At 59.9% G+C, this 22383-nt stretch carries 21 protein-coding genes; 3 read left to right on the top strand and 18 right to left on the bottom strand.

What is annotated here, in order from left to right:
• Window positions 1–54 precede the first annotated feature (54 nt).
• From QEO92_RS30835 to QEO92_RS30765, 15 genes are all read right to left on the bottom strand, one after another.
• Window positions 55–1008 (bottom strand): SphA family protein, encoded by a 954-nt coding sequence (locus tag QEO92_RS30835; protein WP_037145526.1) that lies wholly within the window; start codon window positions 1006–1008, stop codon window positions 55–57.
• A gap of 352 nt (window positions 1009–1360) precedes the next feature.
• Complete coding sequence (locus tag QEO92_RS30830) at window positions 1361–1741, bottom strand: DUF1622 domain-containing protein (protein WP_037145524.1); 381 nt, start codon at window positions 1739–1741, stop codon at window positions 1361–1363.
• Between the two features lie 54 nt (window positions 1742–1795).
• Window positions 1796–3346, bottom strand: a complete 1551-nt coding sequence (locus tag QEO92_RS30825) for an arylsulfatase (RefSeq protein WP_037145522.1) — start codon at window positions 3344–3346, stop codon at window positions 1796–1798.
• A 56-nt stretch (window positions 3347–3402) separates the two neighbouring features.
• Complete coding sequence (locus tag QEO92_RS30820; RefSeq protein WP_037145521.1) at window positions 3403–4962, bottom strand: arylsulfatase; 1560 nt, start codon at window positions 4960–4962, stop codon at window positions 3403–3405.
• A gap of 125 nt (window positions 4963–5087) precedes the next feature.
• A complete protein-coding gene (locus QEO92_RS30815; RefSeq protein ID WP_037145520.1) occupies window positions 5088–5735 on the bottom strand; it encodes a YidH family protein in 648 nt (215 codons plus the stop codon).
• 14 nt (window positions 5736–5749) lie between these two features.
• Window positions 5750–6253 carry a hypothetical protein gene (locus tag QEO92_RS30810; protein WP_227705834.1) on the bottom strand — a complete coding sequence of 168 codons (504 nt, stop codon included), beginning with the start codon at window positions 6251–6253 and terminating at the stop codon, window positions 5750–5752.
• Window positions 6254–6595: 342 nt separating this feature from the next.
• Window positions 6596–8308 carry a tetratricopeptide repeat protein gene (locus QEO92_RS30805; RefSeq protein ID WP_227705833.1) on the bottom strand — a complete coding sequence of 571 codons (1713 nt, stop codon included), beginning with the start codon at window positions 8306–8308 and terminating at the stop codon, window positions 6596–6598.
• A 128-nt stretch (window positions 8309–8436) separates the two neighbouring features.
• Window positions 8437–8739 (bottom strand): hypothetical protein, encoded by a 303-nt coding sequence (locus QEO92_RS30800; protein WP_037145516.1) that lies wholly within the window; start codon window positions 8737–8739, stop codon window positions 8437–8439.
• 157 nt (window positions 8740–8896) lie between these two features.
• The gene (locus QEO92_RS30795) at window positions 8897–10096 is read right to left on the bottom strand and encodes a hypothetical protein (RefSeq protein WP_227705832.1); all 1200 of its coding nucleotides are present in this window, start codon (window positions 10094–10096) and stop codon (window positions 8897–8899) included.
• Window positions 10097–10100: 4 nt separating this feature from the next.
• Complete coding sequence (locus QEO92_RS30790) at window positions 10101–11039, bottom strand: DUF2950 domain-containing protein (protein ID WP_227705831.1); 939 nt, start codon at window positions 11037–11039, stop codon at window positions 10101–10103.
• 22 nt (window positions 11040–11061) lie between these two features.
• Window positions 11062–12444, bottom strand: a complete 1383-nt coding sequence (locus QEO92_RS30785; RefSeq protein ID WP_227705830.1) for a DUF3300 domain-containing protein — start codon at window positions 12442–12444, stop codon at window positions 11062–11064.
• A gap of 36 nt (window positions 12445–12480) precedes the next feature.
• Window positions 12481–12795, bottom strand: coding sequence for a hypothetical protein (locus QEO92_RS30780; protein WP_037145514.1), 315 nt, complete (start codon window positions 12793–12795; stop codon window positions 12481–12483).
• Window positions 12796–12810: 15 nt separating this feature from the next.
• On the bottom strand, window positions 12811–13470 hold the full coding sequence (locus QEO92_RS30775) for a L,D-transpeptidase (RefSeq protein WP_037146049.1): 660 nt from the start codon (window positions 13468–13470) through the stop codon (window positions 12811–12813).
• Window positions 13467–14474 (bottom strand): ABC transporter substrate-binding protein, encoded by a 1008-nt coding sequence (locus QEO92_RS30770; RefSeq protein WP_227705900.1) that lies wholly within the window; start codon window positions 14472–14474, stop codon window positions 13467–13469. Before QEO92_RS30770 ends, QEO92_RS30775 begins: the two co-directional genes overlap by 4 nt.
• A gap of 59 nt (window positions 14475–14533) precedes the next feature.
• On the bottom strand, window positions 14534–15346 hold the full coding sequence (locus QEO92_RS30765; protein WP_227705829.1) for a transporter: 813 nt from the start codon (window positions 15344–15346) through the stop codon (window positions 14534–14536).
• Between the two features lie 286 nt (window positions 15347–15632).
• Between QEO92_RS30765 and QEO92_RS30760 the strand changes: the two genes are divergently transcribed.
• The 3 genes from QEO92_RS30760 (at window position 15633) to QEO92_RS30750 (ending at window position 19887) form a co-directional block, all read left to right on the top strand.
• The gene (locus QEO92_RS30760) at window positions 15633–16598 is read left to right on the top strand and encodes a formylglycine-generating enzyme family protein (protein ID WP_227705828.1); all 966 of its coding nucleotides are present in this window, start codon (window positions 15633–15635) and stop codon (window positions 16596–16598) included.
• 9 nt (window positions 16599–16607) lie between these two features.
• Window positions 16608–17624 carry an HAD family hydrolase gene (locus QEO92_RS30755; RefSeq protein WP_227705827.1) on the top strand — a complete coding sequence of 339 codons (1017 nt, stop codon included), beginning with the start codon at window positions 16608–16610 and terminating at the stop codon, window positions 17622–17624.
• A 460-nt stretch (window positions 17625–18084) separates the two neighbouring features.
• Window positions 18085–19887: an adenylate cyclase gene (locus tag QEO92_RS30750; protein WP_227705826.1), complete on the top strand. Its 1803-nt coding sequence runs from the start codon at window positions 18085–18087 to the stop codon at window positions 19885–19887.
• A 35-nt stretch (window positions 19888–19922) separates the two neighbouring features.
• Here the strand turns inward: QEO92_RS30750 and QEO92_RS30745 are convergent, their stop codons facing one another.
• From QEO92_RS30745 to QEO92_RS30735, 3 genes are all read right to left on the bottom strand, one after another.
• Entirely contained in the window at window positions 19923–20756 is an 834-nt protein-coding gene (locus QEO92_RS30745) for an IS5 family transposase (RefSeq protein ID WP_210058921.1), read from the bottom strand.
• Between the two features lie 37 nt (window positions 20757–20793).
• Window positions 20794–20985: a hypothetical protein gene (locus tag QEO92_RS30740; protein ID WP_227701876.1), complete on the bottom strand. Its 192-nt coding sequence runs from the start codon at window positions 20983–20985 to the stop codon at window positions 20794–20796.
• Window positions 20986–21105: 120 nt separating this feature from the next.
• Window positions 21106–22143 (bottom strand): IS110 family RNA-guided transposase, encoded by a 1038-nt coding sequence (locus QEO92_RS30735; protein ID WP_210058920.1) that lies wholly within the window; start codon window positions 22141–22143, stop codon window positions 21106–21108.
• Window positions 22144–22383: the final 240 nt, after the last annotated feature.

Here is a 22383-nt window from a genome sequence, read left to right as displayed (position 1 = left end):
GAGACATGAACGGCCTCGACCGATGAACCCGAGCTACCGTTATGCGCCAGCCGGTCAGAATTTCCCGCTGATGTCCAAGAAGATCGCATCACCTTTCATGCGGTTTTCCACTTCCACCTCGTGCAGCCATTTGAGGGACAAACTCACTTCCGTCTCTTCGCTCAGCTTCGCCTTATAGGAAAGATACGGTCCGATAGCGATCGAGCGTCCGCGAAACCCGTCCCGGGCGTCCGCAAACGTACTGTCATCGTCTTCAAACTGGTAGAGAAAACCGGCCAGAGCGCCGACGGAAAAATTCTCCGTCACACTTTTCGTCACAGCCAGATCGAGATGCGCAGTTGCACCGCTGTAATAATCGGTGTCCTGATTTTCGGTGTTGATGTCGATGCCGAGCTTCGCAGAAAAGTCCAGGCCATGCTCGGGAACGAGGCGCGTGAATCCGATTGCTGGAGTAAAAGTCCAATAATTGAGGCCGACAAAGGCCAGTTCTCCCTCCTCCCACGTGCCGGTCGGGGCGGTTATCGTCAAGGAGGTGGAGAAGAACGTGTTGAGCGCATCGTTGTGCCAGCCAAGCATGATAGGTGCAAACGCAATGTCGCCCAATCCCGCCACCTCGTCGTCGGCGTCGAAGGGTCCGACGGTTGCTGTAGCTCCGGTCCAGCCCACGGGGATCGCCGCCTGAAATCCATAGGTCCAGTTTCCGGGAAGATCCCAGTCGGGGACGTACAATCCGCCGAAAATTGTCGCCCAGATATCGGCCTCAAGACCGACCGCGATCGAACTCCCCCCAAAGGGCACGTCACTACCCGCTTCGCCATGGTAGTAAATGTTTGACACTGCCCAATAGAAACCGGGCGTCGGCGGTACAATGCCCGCCCCTGGGCCGGCGAACGCTCCCGGGATGTAGCGGCCGGCAACGGCCTCAGTGGCTCTCGCCTTGTCCAAACAAAGAAAGGAGGCGGCAACCACGGCGGATGCTGCCAGCATGTACGCTTTCGGTGCAGGCATATTCCTCTTCCCCTCTCAGAAGTTCACATGCGGAATTCCCGATTCGATCTTGAGGTCGTATGGCCGGTCGCTGACCATCCCCAATACCCCGTCTGATGTTGCCGTTGACGCTGCTCCCTTCTTCGAATGCCGTTAAGTTGCGTCCGAATGCCACCTTCCGGGACCGGATGCCCGATCCGGCTCGAAGCGGCAACTCGCGGTCACATCTGTCCCCCACCGTCTGATCGTGACGACGATACACCAGACGGAAGAAGGAAATCACTGCAGTTCACGTCGCCGAGCGCGGACGCCGGCCACTCGGCAAAGGCAGCGAAAGGCGTCATTGAGAGAACGGAGCCATGGCGAAACATTGCTATTCCTCCCTCGGGACGCTCGACAATGGCGCACTCAGAACTTTGCTCTGGCGTTCCCTGACCTCCGCCAGATCCCGTTCGAGGAAATAATTGAGGAAAGTGCGGATCACTGCGACGGCTGCGATGCGTCCCACCGCCTCCCAATCCGTTGTGATCGATGTTTCGATGATATCCGCTGCGAGCTGGAAGGTGAGCGCCGCCACCAGCCAGCGCGCGTAACGCAGCCAGATGTCGCGCCGCTCATGACCGGAGGGCGAGCTGAGCATCGCGCGCAGCCCGACGAAGAATGCCTCTGCCGTCCCGATCAGCACGATGACAAGCGCCATCCAGTCGATGATGACGATCCCGTTCTCCGTCACGGCGATCAGCCATTCCTTCATGCCACCTGGCTCCCTCGAAAAGGGGCGGCGACTGCTCGCCGCCCGCACACGGCATCAGTCGCCGCCTGCCGCCTCGCTCATCTTTGACATCGCGTCGTCGATAGTGAAGCTGTTCGGCTTTTGCACGGCCGGAAATTCCCTGAACGTCTCCGCGAACTTCCCCGCCACCGCCTGCACCGCGTAGATGAGGTAGGCGTGCTGCATCATCCAGTCGTCGTAGGTGTTGGATGTGACGGTCGCGAACTCGTATGGATCGGTGCGCAGGTTGTAGATGACCGGTGCCCTCAGTCGCGTGAATGGGTCCCGCCAGACAGCAAGCTTGCCCGCCGTGCGCTGCTCCATGAACGTAATCTTCCAGTTGTCCATGCGGATCGACAGCACATCGCCGTCATCGCTGAAGTAGAAGTAGAAATTTCGCGGGCTTTTCTCTTGCTCGCCGGTGAGGTAGGGCAGCAGGTTATAGCCGTCGATATGGTTTTTGTAGGTTCGCCCGATTGCCTGATAGCCCTTCTTCAGCTTCTCCACCACGTCAGGGGCGCCGGCTATCGCCAGAAACGTCGGCAGCCAGTCGTGGTGCTGCACGATTTCGTTGCTGATCGAGCCGGCCTCGATCTTCCCGGGCCAGCGCACCAGCATCGGCACACGGAAGGCGCCTTCCCAGTTGGTGTTCTTCTCGCTGCGGAAGGGCGTCGTGCCGCCATCAGGCCAGGAATTGCGGTGCGGACCGTTGTCAGTTGAGTATTGCAGGAAGGTATTTTCGGCGATGCCCATCTCGTCGAGGAAATCGAGCATCTGGCCGACATTCTTGTCGTGGTCGATCATCGTGTCGTGGTAGCCGGACTGCCAGCGCCCGGCCTGGCCCCGGCTCTCCGGCTTGGTATGGGTGTAGAGATGCATGTGCGTGGTATTGAGCCATACGAACCAAGGCTTGCCGGCCTCCTCCTGCCGACGGATGAAGTCCTGAGCGGCCGCTACGAAGTCGTCGTCGCAGGTCTCCATGCGCTTTCGGTTGAGCGGTCCCGTATCCTCGATCTTCTGCTTGCCGACCCGGCCCCAGCGCTCGTGCTTGGTCGGATCGTCCTCATCGGTCGCGAAGGTGTGGAGGACGCCGCGGGGCCCAAACTTGTCGCGAAAGTTCGGAAAATCCTTCGGCGATGGATAGTCCTCCATCTCCGGCTCCTCCTCGGCATTAAGGTGATAGAGGTTGCCGAAGAACTCGTCGAAGCCGTGATTGGTAGGCAGCATGTGGTTGAGGTCGCCCAGGTGGTTCTTGCCGAACTGTCCCGTCGCATAGCCTTGCTCCTTGAGAAGCGCCGCGATCGTGACGAGCTTGTCGGACATGCCGATGGGTGCGCCGGGAAGCCCGACCTTGGAAAGGCCGGTACGGTAGACGCTCTGGCCCGTGATGAAGGCTGACCGGCCGGCGGTGCAGGACTGCTCGCCATAGCTGTCGGTAAACATCATGCCTTCCTTGGCGATGCGGTCGATATTGGGCGTACGATAACCCATCAGCCCGTGCGAATAGCAACTCAGATTGGAGATGCCGATATCGTCGCCCCATATGACGAGAATATTCGGCTTTCCGTTCTTCGGTGACTTGGCCATGAATCTTCCTCCTGTTGCGGTCCTCCGGTCGCGACCGGAAGACCGCGGTAAGGTCTCTAATTGTTTGACGTTCTGGCAGCTTCCATCTTTGCCATCGCCGCTTCGAGGGCCTTGTGAAGGCTGAGCGTGTCGGCGCCCTGCCGGGGCGGATAGTCCTTCAGGCTCTTCAAATGCTCACCGATGAACGACTGGCCGGCGGTCGGCGCCCACATCTTCTGGGCGAAGAACTTGCGGCCCGCATAACCCCATTCGTGGGACTCCGGATCGATCTTCTCCATGGGATCCATCAGCAGGTTGAAGAGATATGGAACGCTTGGATAATACTTGTCATTCCACCAACTGCCCTCCGATTTGAGGCCGATATGCATCTTCCAGGCGTCTACGCGGACGGCCATCAGGTCCGTCTCGTCGTAGTAGAAGAATTCGCGCCGGGCGGACTTCTTAGAGGCGCCGGTCCAGTGGTCGAGGTTGTTGTAACCGTCCAGATGGACCTTGTAGGTCGCACCGTTCATCTCGTGCCCCTTGAGCAGCTTGTCCTTGAGGTCAGGCAAGCCGGCTGCCGCTGCGAGGGTCACAAACAGGTCCTCGTGGCTCTGAATGCCGTTGGATATGGAATGGGCGGGTATTTTTTCCGGCCAGCGCACCATGCATGGCACCCGCAGCCCTCCTTCCCAGGTCGTTCCCTTCTCTCCGCGGAACGGCGCATAACCACCGTCGGGCCACAACATGAGCTCGTTGCCATTGTCCGTGGTGTAGACGACGATGGTGTTGTCGGCGACGCCGAGTTCCTCGAGCTTCTGCAGGAGCGCGCCGATGTGTTCGTCGTGTTCCAGCATTTTCGCACGCACGACGTCCTCTTCGGCGCGTCCTTCGTCCACCGCCATCTGCACGTACTTCTTTTGCGGGTGCGACCAGATGTGGATTGCGGTCGTATTGAACCAGCAGAAGAAAGGCTTATCGCCCTTGCCGTTCCTATCCAGCCAGTTCAACGTTTGCTCCAGCACCTCGCTGTCGAAGGTTTCCATGCGCTCGCGTGTCAGCATGCCGGTGTTCTCGATCTTCTGTTTGCCGACGCGGCCGAAGACGGGGTCCGTGGATGAATCGTCCTCGTCTGTCGCCCAGGCATGCAGCACGCCACGCGGCCCGTATTTCTTGGTGTATTCGGGTTTCTTCTGTCCCGGGTAATCGAGCTGCTCAGGCTCTTCTTCCGCATTCAAATGGTAAAGGTTGCCAAACCATTCGTCGAAGCCGTGCACCGTCGGCAGGAACTCGTTGCGGTCGCCCAGGTGGTTTTTACCGAATTGGCTGGTCGCATAACCTTGCGATTTCAGCACCTCGGCAAGTGTCGGATCCTCCTTCTGGATGCCGCGCGGCGAGCCTGGAATACCGATGGTCGTCATGCCGGTGCGAACCGGCACCTGCCCCATGATGAAGGCTGCGCGGCCCGCCGTACAGCTCGCCTGGCCGTAGTGATCGGTGAAGATAATGCCTTCGCGCCCGATGCGGTCGATGTTGGGCGTATCGCCCATCATGCCGTTGGCATAGACGCCGACGTTCCACATCCCTATGTCATCGCCGAAGATAACGAGAATGTTTGGCTTGTCTGTCTTGGCCATAGTGCTAACTCCCTATTTGATAGCTGCTTGTTGATAGCTGCTTGCGCGGATGACCGGCTTCAGGTCGTAGGAACCGGCTGCTTCTTCCTCCTTCGAACCGGGCAGCCGGCTGTTTCCTCGGGCGGTTATCCGAACGGCCCGGCCTGAAACACCATGCTGAGGATGACGACGACTCCCATGATCAGCAGCAGGATCGCGGTGATCAGCGTTATCGAAGGGGGAAATTTGCTTTCGGCATGAACGAGCCCATCCCGCCGCATTGCCTCCCGCTCGTGGCGCAATCCCAACATGAACTGAAGATGGTAGATGATGCCGCAGACGAGCAGCACTATGCCCAGAAGGACCAGCGTGACGCCGAAATTGCGGGGTGCTGCGGCATGCGTGATGGTGCCAGCATCGCGCATCCTCTCGAAGAATTGGAAGATGGTGAAGCCGAAGGAGATCAACGACAGCGACGTGCGGATCACAGACATCAGCGTGCGGTCGGCGCTCATCCGCGTACGCTGGAAAGACATGCCGGTCCGGCGCATCGACATTTTGGTGCGATCCGTCGAAAGGTCGGTGCGGTACGTGGAAAGGTCGCTCCTGTATTCCGAGAGGGAGGTACGGTGTTCCGACAGGCCGGTCCGGTGGTTGGATAGGTTGGTCCGGTAGGCGGAATATTGTACCGAGGCGACGTCCGATTTCGACTCGTCGACTTTCGGGATGGGCGGCACCGGGCTTTCCGGCAGTTTCGCAGGCCTTTGGGGAATTGCTTTGGGCGGATTGGCCATGTAGCTCACATGTTTCAAGAAGTGGGTTTGCGGGCGAACCACCGGCCGGCGATGAGTTCGACAAGCCAGCGGAAGACGAAATAGGGAATGAGGGCGAGCAGCAGCGCCATCACCACGGCCTCGGCCGGATAAAACCGGTCGAACTCTCTCAGCTGATAAATGACGTCCATACCGATGCCGAGGAACAGGACGCGCGCCGTCGAGATAAGCCCTTCGCGCAGGCGACCGTGCCGGACTGTCGGATCCCTCCAGTTCGTCCAGAAGAAGGAGGAATGACCGTGCCTCGCATCGGAGATACCGTCCGGCAGCGCGGCGAGCAGCGCCATTGCCGGCTGCAGGATGAACCGGAAGGTCATAGGGCCTCCAAGCCGACCGAAGATATCGCTCCAAAATCGCTGGTGAACCTCCGCCGAAAAGCCATGCAGCAGAATGCCGAAGAGCAGCAGGACGATCGCGAGCGCGACGACGGTCCAGGTCAGCGCCAGCTGAAGCCGAGAAGGGTCGTCGTCCTTGCTCATTCCTGGCCTCCTTTCCGGATATCGCGACGCAGCAACCATCGCTCATCAAGCTGTCCACGTGCCGGGCATGTCGTGCCGTCGGACGGAAGACCTCAGCCGGTGGCAAGATCGCATCAACCGATCCCTTGAAGCCAAGCAGATAGGAACCTGCTCCGGCTTTCTGGCTGAACGGCAGCAGAAGAAGGGCGACTAACCCAAGAAAAATGCCTTTCGGATATGCTTGTCGTGCCGTATCTGATTGCCGGATGCTTTCAGGGGCAGCATCCGGCGCTTCGGTGAAAACACAAGTACGTTACGGTAAATGTAACTGTAAATGGCCGGCCCGTTTACGTCGCTGAGCGATCAGTCTTCCCGCGCGTAGGCGCTGGCCAGCGTCTTCAGCCGGAAGCGTGCTCCCGCCTTGCGCAGACCGTCCTCGATAGACGCGACGAGGTCGGGCCTATACCGATGAGCCACCATTCTGGCGCGGAACGTGCTCTCGAAGTCGGGAAACTCCGCACGGACTTCCGATAGCCGCTGTGCGGCCTCGGGAGATCCGAGTTGCCCGAGCGCCGCAGCCTTCAGCATGCCCGCGACGCCTCCTCCCGTGACCTGCTCCGCCAACAGGGAGGCGTCCGACCAGTCGCCCCTCCGGTAAGCGTCCAGTGCCTTCACCAGAATCGCTTCGCGCGGAACGAGGTCTGGCGAACGCCCGGCGTCTGCCGCCATATCGTTCGCGGCGTCCCAGTAACCAGCGCTGAACAGGACGCTCGCCAGGGTGGCGGCTACGTCGGGATTGTGTGGGTTCAAGGCAAGTGCGCGGTTGGCGGAGATCAGCGCACCGTCCGTCTTGCCCGCCGCGACCTGAGCGCGTGCCATGGCCATCTGCACACGGTCGGAAAGCGGATCGACGGCAACTGCATCCTCGGCGAGTTGAACCGCACGAGCGGTCGAATGCTCATCCGCATTCAATGCCGTGATCACCGAAAGCGCCGCGGCGGCGTCCGCATGCTTTGGATCCAGTTTGAGCGTTCTTTCAAGGCATTTCGCTGCGCGTCCGATCTTGCGGGCATCGCCATCCTCCAGCGCGCCTTCGGCGTGTAGCACGCAGACGTTCCCAAGGGCACTATCGGAAGTTTTCCGCAACTCGAGCAAAGTGATGACACCTTTCGTTGCAGCCAGCTTCCCGGACAGCGTGGCCGCGACATCCTCCCGCATTGCTACCGGGCTCTTGCCATTGGCCTTAACGTTTTCGACTCCTGCTTTCAGGAGATGCCCGGACTTGCCTTCAACGATCTGCCACCAGACGTTCCGGTCTTCGCCATCCGCATAGTATCTTATCTCGACATGGTAATCGGTCTTGGATGCGTGAGGTCCAATCGGTTCAGCACTGACGGTCAGGGTCTGGAATTGGGTGAGCGCGGTCAGCAGCATGTCGCGCGTCAGGCTCGCCTCGCCGTCGAGCTCCGGATCCAAGGCTCCGACAGCGACGCCGACGGTGGGAGGTTGCGTGAGGACAGGACGGCTGTAGAGCCAGGTGCCCGCGGCAACGCCGGCCGTCACGCAGACTATCGCCGCCGCCGATACGACCACAGGCCAGAACCTCGAACGACGAGGTATCCCCGGGGCGGCGGTCTTCGGGACTCCGATGGGTTCAACCGGCGGTTCGCCGATGTCGTGGTTGCCGCCGCCCGAGGAGTCCACGATGGAGAGCCTCGATCTCGTAAACAGGGTGACATAGCGCCCTCGAGGTATTTCGATCCAGACGGCCGCCTCATGACCGAAGGCTTCATAGTAGTTCTCGAGTGCGGATCTAAGCCTGCTCATCTCGATGCGAACGATGGGGTCGACGGATGATTCGAAACTCGATGTTCTTCCGAGGACATCGACGGCGATCGCGAACGCCTTCGTTCCTTCTTCACAACCGGCGAACTTCCGTTCGGAGAGGTAGATCAGAATGGCTTTCTGTCGTCCGGTCGCATGAAACCGTTCATCGGAACTCAGCCGCGTCAGCTCCGTCCGTGCCTCCGGTTCCGATACTTCCGAGGTCCCGGTGTCGTGCTCTTCAGCGCCCATGAACGCCCCTCGCAACGAATGGTCCGACTTAAGTACAACCCAGAGCCACTATCGCGTAATTGACAAGAAGTTTCAACATCGATTGCTAATTAAACTTTAAGTTTTAGAGAATTGCGATTTTGTACATGCTATTCTGACACACTGGAGTCGTGGGTGAGACAATATTGGATGACGTCTGATTCGATTTCCTCACAGATCATGCGGTACTCGGCGAGGAGCGTCTGGTCGGCGTTGTGTCGTTCCTTGCGGAGCCGTGCGAGCGTGACGCTGGCGTCCTCGTAGGCTGCGCAGAGCGCATCCAGGCGGTGGGACTTGGCAGCCAGGATCTGGAGATCGCCTCGCATCGTGGGCAGCCTCAGCATGAGACGCCAAAGGCCTCGACGCGACCTGACCTTCTCGCCGGCTTCGTCGGTATAGTCGTCAATGGGCATCGGAGACCCCTCGTCAGTTTTTGCTCCCGAGCCTCCTCCGAGGCCGGGCGCATTGGAAGTACGTTACAGTAAATGCAGATGCGGATTGTGCGAGGAGGATGTCGCAGGCGCGTTGATTGCAACTGACGAGCGTGCCCAGGCTAAGAAGGATTGGCTATCAGAGAAGCAGCAGCTTCTTGAGAACGGAAAATACCTCCTTGAACGGCAGCTTCATCGCTCCCGCGATTGCGAACGGCAGCAAAGCCGCGGCAGCCACGGGCAAAACCGCGAAACGGTTTACGAGCACCCCCGACAGCTTGCGGAAAGCATCAAACTGTTTGGACACGTCGGATGTTTCCTCCTTTTCGTCCCGCTCCTCCGGCGAGTCCGCCACGACATTTGCGCCGAGCGCCTTCCGCTCGGCCGCGCGCTGGAACCGCGTCGCTTGCGCACCGCAGACGAGGACGCCGCTCTCCTTGAGCCGCACCAACGGACTTGAGAACGCCGCGAGCGGAAGGACGAAGAGCGCCAGCACGATCGCCAGCCATCCCCCCGTGATGCTGGTGAAGGTGGTCATGCTGATCGTCTCGTGCGCAAGGTGCTTGGCGACCGCAGCTGCCACGGCTGAACTCGCACCGAGCACGGACAGCATGTAGGCATTCGGGTAATCGGCAAGAAAGGCGAGCCCTCCATTTCCGTCGGGATGGGTAGCAACGAGCCGAAGGTCGAGGGTGGCGATCTTGCGTAACAGCAGTGCCCAGACCAGATGCCTCCATAGCCCGCGCAGAAACAGGAAACCGAAAAGCGGCAAACTGACGAACAGTGCCCACCATCCCGCCGGGGTTATGCGCGGCCCGTCAGGCGCCGGATCGACGGCCCAGGAGGCCGCAGGCGAAATGCCGGTGAAGGCGACGACCGAAAGCATGATACCGAATCCCAGACAGACCGCCTCCGCCAGAGCCGAATCCCTGCGCCGTAGCGCCATAGCGACCGCATCCCCAGCGGCAGGCAATGAGTGCGGAGCGATCAGAGGCGCACGGACGAACTGCCCGAGCTTCATACGCAGGCCGCACTCGACCTGTTGCTCGGCCAGAAGAAAAGCGCCTACCGCGATCAAAAACTTGGCCCAGACGCCCGGATCGGCAAGATACGAACGAGGATCGGTGATGGAGAGAACCAGCGGCACCAGCCATGCGAGAGCGGTGAAGATCAGCGCCCGCGGTCCGGCCCTAAGCGCGTGGTCCTCGAGCAGGGCGAAGCGCTTTTGAAGATCATAGAACGGGCCGCCCCGAAAAGCGAGGAATTCGAATGATGTCTCACCGGAAGCTGCCGTTGGGGTTGGGGCAGCGTTTTCAGCGGCCTCTCCCTTCGCCCCCATGACGTCAGTCTCCCGTCACGACCCAATTGTCGTTCGGGTTGAACTGCCGGATATCGGCTGCAAGCCTTTCGGTGTCCTGCCCGAGATCCGCCTGATAGACGATGCCGTTGCGATTGACGACGAAGGTGTGAATCCCCGTCTCGCCATAAACGACGGGCCAGGCGACGACGGCGAAGCCTGCGATCATGTTGCCGTTGATCACGTAGTCGTATGCGCCGCCGGCGATGTTGCTTCCCTGACGGGTAAGGATCTTGAAGCGGTATCCGAAGTAACCCTTGCCGTCCGCAGCCCTGTCGATTTCCGACTGACGAAGGTCACCTGCAGGACTTGGGCCGTCGCCTTGATCGTCCGGCCAGTAAAGGCCGTCCGTGCCGCCCGGCGCGCTGATGAACTTCTGCGCGTACTCGAGGACGCCATCGCCGTCGTGGTCGTCGAGAGCATAATCCTCCTGCGCATCCACATACGCCCGCAGCGTTGCGATCGTCTCAAGTTCGTTTTCTCCGACGCGGCGGTTGGCGATCTCCTCGATACCGGCCTCGGTGTCGAATGCCCACTTGTTGCCGGGTGTTTTCACAAGCGGAAACGGCAGCGGCCAGAGCATGTCGCCCACCTCGACGATCCGGCGCTCGCCTTCGCTTTCGAGAGCCAGCCGTCTTGCGGCGCCCTCTCGAATCATCGAGAAGGCGTCCATCACGTCCTCGCCCGCCTTGAGCTTGGCCGCGTCGAGCCCGAGCAGGGTTGCGACCCGGTCGACATCATTTGCCGCAAGCGCCTCCCTCAACGCGGTCAGGGCCTCGTCCGGATCGTCGAACTCCTCGGGTTCTGTGGTCGACACGTATTGTCCGAGCCCAGCGGGATTCTCCTGGGCGCCGACGTCACTGGCAGGAAAATAAAGCAGTGCGGGTGCGAGCGCCGCAAAAGCGATTTTTATCAATCTGGTCATGACATGTTCCTTTCGCGGATCATCAACGGCGCCGGTGGCCGCCACCGCCGCGGTGCATTGCCGGCCTGGAGCCTCCACCCGCATGGAACTCCCTGTGCGGGCGTCCGCCGCCGTGCAGACCTCCGCCGAGTGCCTGCCCGCCGCGCTGCGAGTGAACCTTCGCCACCTTGCCATGCCTGACTTCGCCCAGACCGGATGGGTGTCTCGGCCGATTGTCGCGTTTGGCTGCCGGACGGGGCTTGCCGACCTTGCGTTCGATCTTTCCTGCGGATCGACCGGCATCGGCCCGCCTGGTATCTGGCCGCGCCACAGGGCGGGGCGGGTTTCGGTTCGCCACAGCGCCGCCGCCAGGCCGCCTCGAGCTATCGATCTTGTTTGCTCGGATATCCTTGAGCGCCGTCTTCCGCTCGCGCAGGTTCGTTGCGGAACCCTGCCGAACGTCCTTTGCTCTGTCACGAAGGTTCTTGCCGCCATTTGCCTCGATTCCGTTCTTGATGCTGGTGCGGTCGAGATTGGCGAACTGGTTCTTGTCGAAATTGATCTTGCTCCGGTCGACGTTCTTCCAGTCGATATCGTTGAAGTTGAGCCTGCGGTTAACGTCGATATCGTTCATGCATCTGTTGCAGTCGATGTCGATGTCGCCACCGTCGAAGCGGCCGCCCCATACACCCCAATTGTCCCAGTCGACTACGGAAGCGAAGATCGCCCCGGTTACGGCGCCCGCAAAAAAGGTCGCCGTCGGATACCAGTAGTTCGGATAGGGGTCCGGATAGTAGGACAGCGGCACCGGCTGATAGTCGGGCTCATAGAGCATCGCAGGTTCGTACTGCGGAACGTAGATCTTTTCCGGATCAGCAGCCTGGATGACGACATTGTCGTTCTCCTGAACGACCTTGATCTTGTCGTCGGTCTTGATGATATCGGCGGCGACGGCCTTGTCGCGTAGCGCCTGAATGGCGACGAGCACGTCCTTCTGCTGGTAAGCGACGGCGTCGCCGAAGCTCTGCGTCCAGTCGAGGTCGTCCGCCATCATCCTGACGATTTCGGGATAGTTCAACAGCGAGACGATGCTGCCGTCCCAGCTCTCCTTCGGCTTTAGGTTCGAATCCTTGGCGTGATTTTCGAGAAACCGCGACGCCTCCACGATCTGCAGCGGGTAGAGCGAGGCCGAACTGATCAGCGCAAGAAGCTCGTCTGGGTAAAGGGCGATACGCGCAACCAGAACTTCGAGTTCGTCTTCGCTCAATGGATCGGGCTGGTCTGCCGGCGAGGATTGAGCCGCGATCGTGGTGGACTGGGCGGACACAGTGCTCGGCCACTGGGGCACGGCTATGGACGCAGCCGCCAGGACGACCGTCGCCGCGAACGTCGACCGTTTGACGATGGAGGATGGGTTGATGTTCATGTCGGCCTCCCATTTCTCTGGACAACGTTCCCAGGCTCATGCGGGCTGTACGCTCTTCACAATGCCCGTGCTGTCTATCACGCAGTTGAACTTGCGGCCTACGGCATCAATGTCGACGCCGTAGGCCCCGGTCTCGAGCGGGCGCGATCCGGTCGGCAGGATCTTCGCCCGATCGAGACCGCTCTGTTTCGCCACCGCATCGGCACAAAGGAGCTGGAGGTCGGCGGGTGCTGTCTGCACCGCCGTCCGCGACATCTGCTCGGGCGGCGGCGCCGACTGGCAGGCAGCAATGGTCGCTATCGCCGCGATAAAGATTGCCGGTGATGATCGGCGCTGTAAGAAACTGAGCAATTCCCGTCCCCCTTTTCAGACGCCCTTATACAGGGCTGCGCCCTGCATCAGGACAATGACCTTCGCCCCGATCTTCACCCGCGAGTGAAGGTCGATGATGTCGTCGTTATTCATGCGGATGCATCCGGAAGAGACGTCGAGACCTATCGTCCAGGTTTCCGGCGTCCCGTGAATGCGGTAGATGGTGTCGGCGCCGCCTTCGTAGAGATAGAGAGCGCGTGCGCCGAGGGGGTTCTCCGGACCGCCCGGCATCCCGGAGGCCCATTTGACGGCATTGGGGTCGCGGGCAACCATCTCTGCGGGAGGTGTCCAGGTCGGCCATTCCGCGGTCCGTCCGACGCGCACGATTCCGGCCCAGCCGAACCCTTCCCGCCCCACTCCGATACCGTAGCGAATGGCCTGGCCGCCGGGCTGCACGAGGTAAAGGAAATGCTGGTTGCCGTCGATGATGATCGTGCCGGGCTGCTCCGCCGTGCGGAAGGTGACGCGCTGCATGCGGAATGCGTCTGGGAGCTGTTGGTTGCGGGCGAAATACTGGCGCGCGGTTTTCTTGTCGTAGTCGACCCATTTTCGGGTCTTTGGATCAAAAATCTGCGTCTGCGCGGCCAGCGCGACGAACGCGGCCAGCCAGAGGACGGCAGATGACAATGCGATGGTTCTAAATGCCTTCTTCATGGCTTCGCCCACCCATCGATGCGAGCGGCGTTCTGCCTGACCCAATTTTCGGCGTAGTCGGGAGCTGGCTGGCGCTCCACCTGCAGTGCATAGGTCATGCTGGTCACTTCCTGCGGTGTGAAGTCGATTTTCTCGAGAAAGGCAGCCACGTCCGGGTGCTTCGAAGCGAAGGACTTCGAATAGGCGATATGGAATTCGGAGGGCGGCCAGGCGACGGGGGCGCTTGAATGCGCGATCCAGAGCGGGTCGTCCCCCGGGGCGATTTTCCATTTCGCGGGATCGTGGCCGGGCTCCTCCAGACGCGTCACCCGATGGAGCTCGAAGACATTGTGCGGCGCATAACAGGCGAAGACCATGGGGCGGCCCGTCGCGACGGCAGCATCCACCGCCGCCATGCCGACGTCCTCCTCCGCTTCCACAAGCGCGAGGTTTTTGGAATATCCGTAGCTATTGGCGCGCACCCGTTCGATGCCGGTCGACGTCCAGGTCTGAGCGCCGATCCATAACTCTCCGCGGCCGTCGCCATCCGTATCGAGCAGAGCGCTCTTGTCGGCATCCGTCAGATCGGTGACGCTTCGTATTCCGGCCTTGATGGCGTCTTCGGTGGCGCAGAGGCCTTCCCATGCGGCGACGGAACGCTTCGCGAGGACGACCACCTTCTTCTCGTCCACGTATTTGGCGATCGCCGCGTCCAGGTTTGGCCGCCAGACCTCGGGGTGGATGTCGACGTCACCGGTTTCCAGCCCGGCAAAGGCGATGAGCGCACCCATTTCGCGCACCTCCGACTGCAGGCCGAACTTCTTGTCGATGGCGACCTTCAGGATGTTGGCGGTGGCCTGTCCCGAGGGCCAGTTTGGCATTGCGATCGAAAGGTCGGCGGCATTCGCCGAAGCCGAAACGCCTGCGAGCAGGATGGAAAGAATAGCTGCACGCAGCCGGCGACGCCCGTCGGCACCCGATACCGGCTGTGTTTTGCTACCATCGTCACGGCCTGAGACTTTCATTAGCATGACGTGCCTCTTTGAGTGTCGTTCATCTCTTGTCGCCGAAGCGTGCGGCCGCACTACTTCGGAAACAGGAAGGTCATCGCGAGCCTGACCCCCCAGCCTTCCGGCCCATTGTCGGGCGCCGTCGCCCAGTAGCGCGCGCCTGCGGTCAAGCTGACCGGCTGTTCGCCGAACTTGACCAGTTTGGAAACCTGAAAATTGAGCGGCACCGACCAGTCGTCGCTTTCCCAGTCGTAGGTGCTTTCGATGTTCAGCGTGAAGGTCCAGGCGTCGGGCGTCGTAAGGGACACGAAGGGCTGGAGGAAAGTGGAACTGACATCGCGCCGGTCACCATCGCCTGCGACCGACCAGATGTGGTTTGCAAGCGCGCCCACGGTCCACGATCCCTCCTGTTTCAGGACGACGGCCGTCGGACCGAGGCCGAACTTGCCGCTGCCCAGCAGATCGTCGGTCGCGGTCGGCAGAAGGAAGACTGGCCCGGCACCCCAGATGATCCCGCCCGCCGTCGGCTCCTTGGGAGAGAAGAAGAAGCTCTGAGTGATATCGCCGAGGCCGAACTGGCTGCCGGACGGGCCGGCAATATCATCCTGCCAGATCACCGGCAGGATTGTACGGGAGATGACGTTCCAGTTTTCGTTGAGGGAGATGGGAATGACCGGCTGGATGTTGAGGATCTGGCGATGGCCGTCGTCCGGGCCGAAGCCGCGGTCGTAATTGAACTGGAAAGGCACGCTGATGAGCGACGCCACCGGATTGCTGAGTTTCTGGGCAAGATCGGTGTCGGCATCCTGTGCGAAGGCAGGGTCCGACAGAGATCCGAAAACAATCGACCACGCTGCCAAGGAGCCCGATGCTAATGGCCTTGTCATCACGACTCCTTTCCCTCCTCCTGATCCAGCCCCTGTCTCCGGTTCACGGTTTCGGGATATCTGCCGGCGAAAAGGTGCCCATGTCGGACGGGCGGATGGAAGTACGTTACAGTAAATACCCCGGCATTTACGTCCGTGGGAGGAAACCGCTGCCACTCGTGTTAGACTTCCGCCAACTGCTCTTCGGGCGTGCAGAGGGCACGTAAATCGACGGGCATTTACCGTTACGTACTTCCTGTTTACATCGCGCGCAGCGATGCTGCGCTCTGGTGAATCGGAGGCAGGCATGACACTTGCGGTCGAGAGGATACCAAAGCTGTCGACGCCTACGGATGGAATGGTCTGGATATCGGGCCAGACATTCACGATGGGCTCGAACCACCACTATCCGGAGGAGGCGCCGGCTCACTCCGTCGATGTCGACGGATTCTTTATCGAGGAGACGCCTGTCACCAATCGCAAGTTCATGGAATTTGTGAAGGCGACGGGCCATGTGACGGTCGCAGAAAAGATCCCCGACGCCGAAGACTATCCCGGCGCGCTGCCCGAGATGTTGAAGGCCGGTTCGCTGGTCTTCGTCCAGCCCAAACAGGTCAGAGGCGCCGACATTTCGCAATGGTGGACATTCAAGTTCGGGGCGAACTGGCGGCGGCCGCTGGGTGGGCTGAGTGACCTGCGCGGCAAACTCGATCACCCGGTCGTGCATGTCGCCTATGCCGACGCGAAAGCCTATGCCGATTGGGCCGGCCTCGATCTGCCGACGGAAGCTGAATGGGAATTGGCGGCACGCGGCGGCCTCGACGATGCAGAATACGCCTGGGGCGAAGAGTTCATGCCGGGGGGAGTTCCACGCGCGAACACCTGGCAGGGCATCTTTCCGGTCAGCACCGTAAAGCCCAAGGGACAGGAACGCACCACACCCGTCAAAGCGTTCCCGCCGAACGGATACGGTCTTTATGACATGATCGGCAATGTCTGGGAGTGGACCTGCGACTACTGGTCCGCCCGCCACCCCGAGCCCGCGGCGAAGTCCTGCTGCATCCCGAAGAACCCGCGGGGCGGCCCGGAAGATGCAAGCTACGATCCCAGCCAGCCGTCGATAAGGATCGCCCGGCGTGTCCTGAAAGGCGGTTCGCATCTCTGCGCCCCGAACTACTGCCGCCGCTACCGACCCGCCGCCCGCCATGCCGAACCGGAGGACACCTCCACAAGCCATGTGGGCTTCCGCTGTGTGAAACGCGTACCTGCATAGGAGAAGTCCATGATCAGGCAGTCTCGAAACATAGATGCGGTCCTTGCCTCGCTTCTCGTCGCTTTCGTTCTGTTGCTCCTGGGACTATTGCGGCCCGCTCTCGCCCAGGAGCCTCTTCCCTCCTGGAACGATACGTCTGCCAAAACGCGGATCATGGAGTTCGTTCAACGCAGCGTCACCGAGGGCGGCGAGGGATACGTGGCCCCCGTAGACAGGATCGCCGTATTCGACAACGATGGCACGTTGTGGTCGGAGCAACCCTACTATTTCCAGCTCGGCTTCGTCCTTGACCGGGTGCAGAGGCTTGCCCCGCAGCATCCGGAGTGGAAGGAAAAAGAGCCTTATAAATCCGTTCTCGCCAACGACCTCGCCGGCGTGGCGAGGAACGGCGAAAAGGAACTCGTCGATCTTGGCATGGCGACCCATGCCGGCATGACCACCGACGAGTTCAACAAGATCGTCACCGACTGGTTTGCAACCGCGCGGCACCCGAAAACGGGCAAACCTTTTGACGAGATGACGTTTCTGCCGATGCGGGAACTGCTCGAATATCTCCGCGCCAATGGCTTCCGGACCTTCATCGTCTCCGGCGGTGGCATCGAATTCATGCGTCCGATTACGGAAAAAGCCTATGGCATTCCGCCCGAGCAGGTGATCGGCAGCACGATCAGGACGGAGTTCGCCCTTGTCGGAAACGTCCCGGTCCTGCGGCGGCTGCCGGCGATCGATTTCATTGACGACGGCCCCGGCAAGCCTGTGGGCATCAACCAGTTCATCGGTCGTCGCCCAGTCTTCGTCGCCGGCAATTCCGACGGCGATTACGAGATGCTGCGATGGGTGACCGGCGGAAAACAGCATGGCTTTGCGATGATCATCCATCACACGGATGGCGAACGCGAATACGCATACGACCGGAACTCTGCTTTCGGGCGTCTAGACAAGGCATTGAACGAAGCCGAGCGTCGCAACTGGCTGGTGGTCGACATGAAAGCTGACTGGAAGAAGGTCTACGCCTTCGAAAATTAGCGGCACGGCCTCATCCGGGAGCCGAAGGCTTGGCGGTGCTGTCGGAACTGCGGGGCCTTGCCTATGCTTCCTTGGCTGCCTTTGATGAGGGGTTTGAACTGGAGGATTCGCCGCCGGAATCGTACTGGTGGGGATGGATGCCGCGAATGAAGGCGGTCAGCCGTACGAGCCTAAATTGCACCAAACTTATCATAGCGGGAACCCGTTCCTTCAGCCGGCGCTGCACGTCGCTGATATCCAAGTCGAGCTACAGCATTTTCGCAGCCATGGCATGCCGAAGCAGGTGCGGAAAGACTCGCCCCGTAATGCGTAGACATCGGGCAGTAGGGATATTTCCTAATTGCATAGATTGCTAAAGTAAGGCATCAGAAACGACAGGAGGATAAAGGCTGCACTTTCGTAAGATGGTGCTGCCTATCATAGCCGACGTGAATTGGCTATTCGAGGGAGGGCAGCGAACATGGTGGAGCACGGTCCCTCAGTCCGTTTACTCGGCGCTGCGCCGTTGGCTGGTTTCGTTCCGGAGGATACGCTGGAGCCGGAGCGCTTTGTCCTTGATGTAAAGGATCAACTGGATCGCATCCTGGCAAGCGAAGAACTTGCCGTTCCCGACCGCGCAAAGAAGTTTCTCAAATATCTGGTGGATGAGACGCTTGCAGGCAGGTCAGACCGAATAAAGGCCTATTCCATTGCAATCGAGGTATTTGGCCGCAGTCAATCATTCGATGCTCAGAACGATCCGGTTGTCCGCATTGAGGCGGGTCGAATCCGCCGCGCACTTGAGCGTTATTATCTGATCGCTGGCCAGGCGGATCCCATTCTCATCAGCGTTCCAAAAGGCTGCTATATACCGCGCTTCGCTCGGCGCTTGACACAGAACACGGGCGGCTCACGGGCAACCAATGAGTCCGGACAACGACCTGACGCGCACGCTGAAGTTCACCACCTGAACCGGAAGATGATGATACTTGGAGCGCTGGCCGTTTCCCTGGCCGTGGGTGCAACAGGTTATTACAACTGGAATGCATCGGACCAGCCGGCCAGCTATGTCGAATATGCGCCGCGGGTGTTTATCAGAGATTTCGAAGATCTCGGCACCAATGATCATTCGACGGTATATGCCCGCGGAGTGTCTGCTGAAATTGCAAGCCGGCTCGCCAGATTCAAGGATATAATCGTAATCACCGCGCCTACAAAGGAGACTTATGAACAAGTTCCGGCCAGCGGCGGGATTTTTGACCTGGGTGGGTCCATACATACCTCGGGAACCCATCTCCACCTGATAGTGAACCTTTTGGATGGATCAAGTGGAGAAGTTCTGTGGACTCGAACCTATGATGGCGAGGTCGACGTCGGGAACCCGGTCAACTTCCAGAAATATGTCGCCGACAGGGTCGCAACGGAAATCGGCCAAGCGTATGGGGTCATCGCTCGTGAAAATTTCGTGAGCCTGAAGTCCACTTCCCGCAGCGACACCGAGGCCTATACCTGCCTGATGTCCTACTACGGCTACAGGCAACAGCTCGATTGGAGCCCACGCGCTGATATTCTAAGCTGTCTTGAGAAATCGGTGGAGAGGTTTCCCGAGTATGCCACGGCCTGGGCTTTGCTGGCCGCAGTTCTCCTGGATGAGGAGCGCTTTGGCCCCAGCGATGTCCCCAAAGACCCGACCTCTCTGGAGCGCGCGTTTGCGGCATCACGTACCGCAATCTCCCTTGATCCGAACAATATTCGGGCTCAACAAGCCTTGATGACAATCTATTTCCTGATGAACAATGTCGAGATGGGTTTAAAGACGGGGCGCGAGGCATTGGCCCTTAATCCGAACGACATGGAACTCACCGGCGAGTTCGGCATTCGTCTGGCCGCATCAGGCTCCCTGGCAGAGGGGGCGGCCCTGATCGAGAAGGCGCTCGCAGACAATCCCAGCAACGCCAACTACTACCTGACGTCCCTGGCGATGATTAATTATCTGCTCGGACACTATGCCATTGCGGCGGATCTCATTCGTCGTGTCGAAAACGTCGACAATCCATTGCCGCACCTGATCGCCGCGGCAACCTATGCTCAGAGTGGAATGATGAAAGAAGCCCAAACAAGCGCGGGCCGCTTCTACGCCACGAAATCAAACTTTCTGGACAAGATCGACGCCGAATTGAAAAAGCGAAACTTCTCCGACAGCGACAAAGCGCACTTCCTGGATGGTATTCGCAAGGCCGGCCTGTCGTTTCGAAGCGCATCGCTTGCCTCGGCAGGCCAATGAGCGCATTCCATGTTAGAGCCTGACTCGAAAAGAGCTCAATAGACATAATACCTTGCGAGCCTCCGGGTGAGAATGCGGATGTGGGCGATGAGCATCCAGGTTTCAGCGGAGGCGATTGATTTCTCCCAGTCTTTGGTCAGTCGCCTGCATCTACCAAGCCAGGCGAATGTGCGCTCCACGACCCAGCGACGCGGCAGCACTTCGAAGCCCTTTGCCTTGTCTGTTCGCTTGACGATCTGGAGCGTGAACTTCGCGACCTTCTGCAATGCTGCCCGCAGTTTCGGACCGGCATAACCGCCGTCAGCAAAGATGTGCCTGAGCCACGGCCAGCGTCTGAGGATGGTTTTAAGGACTGCAGCCGCACCGTCGCGGTCTTGAATGTCTGCGCCGTGAACGACGAGCCCCACCATCAAGCCGAGCGTGTCGACGACAATATGACGCTTGCGACCTTTGGTCTTCTTGCCCGCGTCATAGCCCGCAATCCCGCCACTTTCGGTCGTTTTGACGCTCTGACTGTCGATCACGCCCGCCGTTGGCGAGGCTTCCTTTCCCTCCAGCTCGCGCGTCTCCATAACGAGATGATGGTTGATCCGCAGCCACAAGCCAGTCGCCCGCCACTCGTAGAAGTAACCCTGCACGGTTGAATAGGGTGGAAAATCCTTCGGCAGCATCCGCCATTGGCATCCGGTCGATGCGATGTAAAGCAGTGCGTTCAAAACTTCACGCAATTCCGTCTTGCGCGGTCGACCGAGCCTGCGTGGCGTCGGCATAAAGGGAGCGATCAGCAGCCATTCCCTGTCCGTCAGATCACTTGCATAACGCACCGTCCGTCGGCCATATTGGCGGCGGGTGAAATCAGTCCAGCCCATTGCGGTCTCCATCGAATCCTAAGCAAATCCGAAGGAATCACAACTGGCTGATTTCACTCAACTCTTCTCTATTCGGCGTGTTCAGGTCAAGCGCTTCGAGCCTTTCCATGTGCCCGGCATCGACGTCTTTCGCAGGTCCTTGCTTCTCTACGGGATCGGCGCTTTGCCCTCCCAGCATAGGATCAGGAGAATGAGGCAGTCCTATCTTTTTTAGCGTCCTGACCGACATCGAGTCATCGAGTGCGGTCGGCACGGAGTTGAGTACGAACTTACCTCATCCATCGTCCTGCGAAGGACGCTTGTCCGCCGGGGCGGAACTTTCTGTCTCTCTCCTTCCTGGCCGTCCGGATCAGATGGTCGGGGCCGTAGCTTCCCGCGTCCAGCGGAACCCAGCGCCATCCAGCCACATGCGATGCATGATGACTGCAAGGCGACGCGCAAGTGCGACAATGGCTTTGCGCATCCCGCGCCGCTTCGCGACGTTCATTGCCCAGGCTCTCAACCATGACCATTTCGTCACGCGCGTCAGCAGCGTCTGTGCGGCCTCATAGAGCAGCGTTCTCATCATGCCGTCCCCACACAGGGAGATGCGGCCCACACGCTTGCTTTCACCGGACTCGTTGAGCTTCGGCGTCAGCCCGAGGATGGGACCCACTGCCTTGGAGCTTCTGAAACGCTGCGGAATGTCGATGGTTGCGGTATAGGCCAGCGCCGTGACGGCACCGACACCGGGGATCGTCATCAAGCGCTTGCAGGTCGCATCCTCCTCGGCGGACGCCAGCACCTTCTTGTGCAGACGAGCAAATTCGGCGCGCAGCTTGTTCCGGGCAGAAAGCAGTGGCCCGATGAGGTCTTCCAGGTCGGGCATGCCTTCGACGAGCTCTCGAATGCGCTCGTCGAACTTCACCGTTCCCACAACACCAACCTTGAGGCCGAAGTTGCGCAGAAGGCCGCGGATGTCATTCTCGATGGCTATCGCCTTGCCTTGCAGGAGCTTGCGGGCCGTCAAGAGCGCCCGCCGCTTCTGGCTCGTCAGCGTTTTCACATGCACCGGACGATACAGGTTGACCCGCATCATCTGCGCGATTCCACGCGCGTCGTTACGATCAGTCTTGTTCGGCTGGGCCTTCAGGAACGCCTTCACATGGCGCGTCTCGATGCAGATGACCGGCAATCCTGCGCTTGCAAGCCCCTCGAAAAGCCACTGCGACAAGGGCCCAGCCTCGAGCCCGACCCGTTCGATGTTCCAGCTCGGATCCTTCACGACCGCGAGCAAATCGTCGGGGTGGCTGTGAACCTTCACCTCCCGGCAGATTTTGCCCGTTTCGTCGACAATGCAAACGGCGGTCTCTTTCACCGAGACATCGAGGCCGATAAAGTGCTTCATGCTGCGCTTCCTTTCCTGATGCTTGTGGCTGTCGCGACAGACCACGTTCTATCATCAGCTCGAAGCGCAGCACCTTCCCGCATCACCGTCCGAGGTGGGGCGCAAGCCGAATATCCTATCTTTTTCGGTCAGGCTCTTAAATGCCTTCTTCGCCCGAACAAGGCCTGCTTGCCGCTCGACGCGGAAGTCAACCGGCAGACAATATATCCTGTATTCAACATATATAACATTCACATTATA

This window comes from Neorhizobium petrolearium, assembly GCF_029854435.1.
GTDB classification, from domain to species: domain Bacteria; phylum Pseudomonadota; class Alphaproteobacteria; order Rhizobiales; family Rhizobiaceae; genus Neorhizobium; species Neorhizobium petrolearium.
Note: the sequence above shows the minus strand (reverse complement) of the source record. Positions and strands in the feature narration are given on the sequence as shown.

Excerpts from the sequence above, each read along its gene's own strand:
- QEO92_RS30745 (WP_210058921.1), bottom strand. The coding sequence starts at position 20,756 with ATGGGCTGGACTGATTTCACCCGCCGCCAATATGGCCGACGGACGGTG.
- QEO92_RS30750 (WP_227705826.1), top strand. The coding sequence starts at position 18,085 with ATGGTGGAGCACGGTCCCTCAGTCCGTTTACTCGGCGCTGCGCCGTTG.
- QEO92_RS30815 (WP_037145520.1), bottom strand. The coding sequence starts at position 5,735 with ATGGCCAATCCGCCCAAAGCAATTCCCCAAAGGCCTGCGAAACTGCCG.
- QEO92_RS30740 (WP_227701876.1), bottom strand. The coding sequence starts at position 20,985 with ATGTCGGTCAGGACGCTAAAAAAGATAGGACTGCCTCATTCTCCTGAT.
- QEO92_RS30775 (WP_037146049.1), bottom strand. The coding sequence starts at position 13,470 with ATGAAGAAGGCATTTAGAACCATCGCATTGTCATCTGCCGTCCTCTGG.
- QEO92_RS30790 (WP_227705831.1), bottom strand. The coding sequence starts at position 11,039 with ATGACCAGATTGATAAAAATCGCTTTTGCGGCGCTCGCACCCGCACTG.
- QEO92_RS30805 (WP_227705833.1), bottom strand. The coding sequence starts at position 8,308 with ATGGGCGCTGAAGAGCACGACACCGGGACCTCGGAAGTATCGGAACCG.
- QEO92_RS30785 (WP_227705830.1), bottom strand. The coding sequence starts at position 12,444 with ATGAACATCAACCCATCCTCCATCGTCAAACGGTCGACGTTCGCGGCG.
- QEO92_RS30820 (WP_037145521.1), bottom strand. The coding sequence starts at position 4,962 with ATGGCCAAGACAGACAAGCCAAACATTCTCGTTATCTTCGGCGATGAC.
- QEO92_RS30800 (WP_037145516.1), bottom strand. The coding sequence starts at position 8,739 with ATGCCCATTGACGACTATACCGACGAAGCCGGCGAGAAGGTCAGGTCG.
- QEO92_RS30755 (WP_227705827.1), top strand. The coding sequence starts at position 16,608 with ATGATCAGGCAGTCTCGAAACATAGATGCGGTCCTTGCCTCGCTTCTC.
- QEO92_RS30765 (WP_227705829.1), bottom strand. The coding sequence starts at position 15,346 with ATGACAAGGCCATTAGCATCGGGCTCCTTGGCAGCGTGGTCGATTGTT.
- QEO92_RS30835 (WP_037145526.1), bottom strand. The coding sequence starts at position 1,008 with ATGCCTGCACCGAAAGCGTACATGCTGGCAGCATCCGCCGTGGTTGCC.
- QEO92_RS30810 (WP_227705834.1), bottom strand. The coding sequence starts at position 6,253 with ATGAGCAAGGACGACGACCCTTCTCGGCTTCAGCTGGCGCTGACCTGG.
- QEO92_RS30795 (WP_227705832.1), bottom strand. The coding sequence starts at position 10,096 with ATGGGGGCGAAGGGAGAGGCCGCTGAAAACGCTGCCCCAACCCCAACG.
- QEO92_RS30760 (WP_227705828.1), top strand. The coding sequence starts at position 15,633 with ATGACACTTGCGGTCGAGAGGATACCAAAGCTGTCGACGCCTACGGAT.
- QEO92_RS30825 (WP_037145522.1), bottom strand. The coding sequence starts at position 3,346 with ATGGCCAAGTCACCGAAGAACGGAAAGCCGAATATTCTCGTCATATGG.
- QEO92_RS30830 (WP_037145524.1), bottom strand. The coding sequence starts at position 1,741 with ATGAAGGAATGGCTGATCGCCGTGACGGAGAACGGGATCGTCATCATC.
- QEO92_RS30735 (WP_210058920.1), bottom strand. The coding sequence starts at position 22,143 with ATGAAGCACTTTATCGGCCTCGATGTCTCGGTGAAAGAGACCGCCGTT.
- QEO92_RS30770 (WP_227705900.1), bottom strand. The coding sequence starts at position 14,474 with ATGAAAGTCTCAGGCCGTGACGATGGTAGCAAAACACAGCCGGTATCG.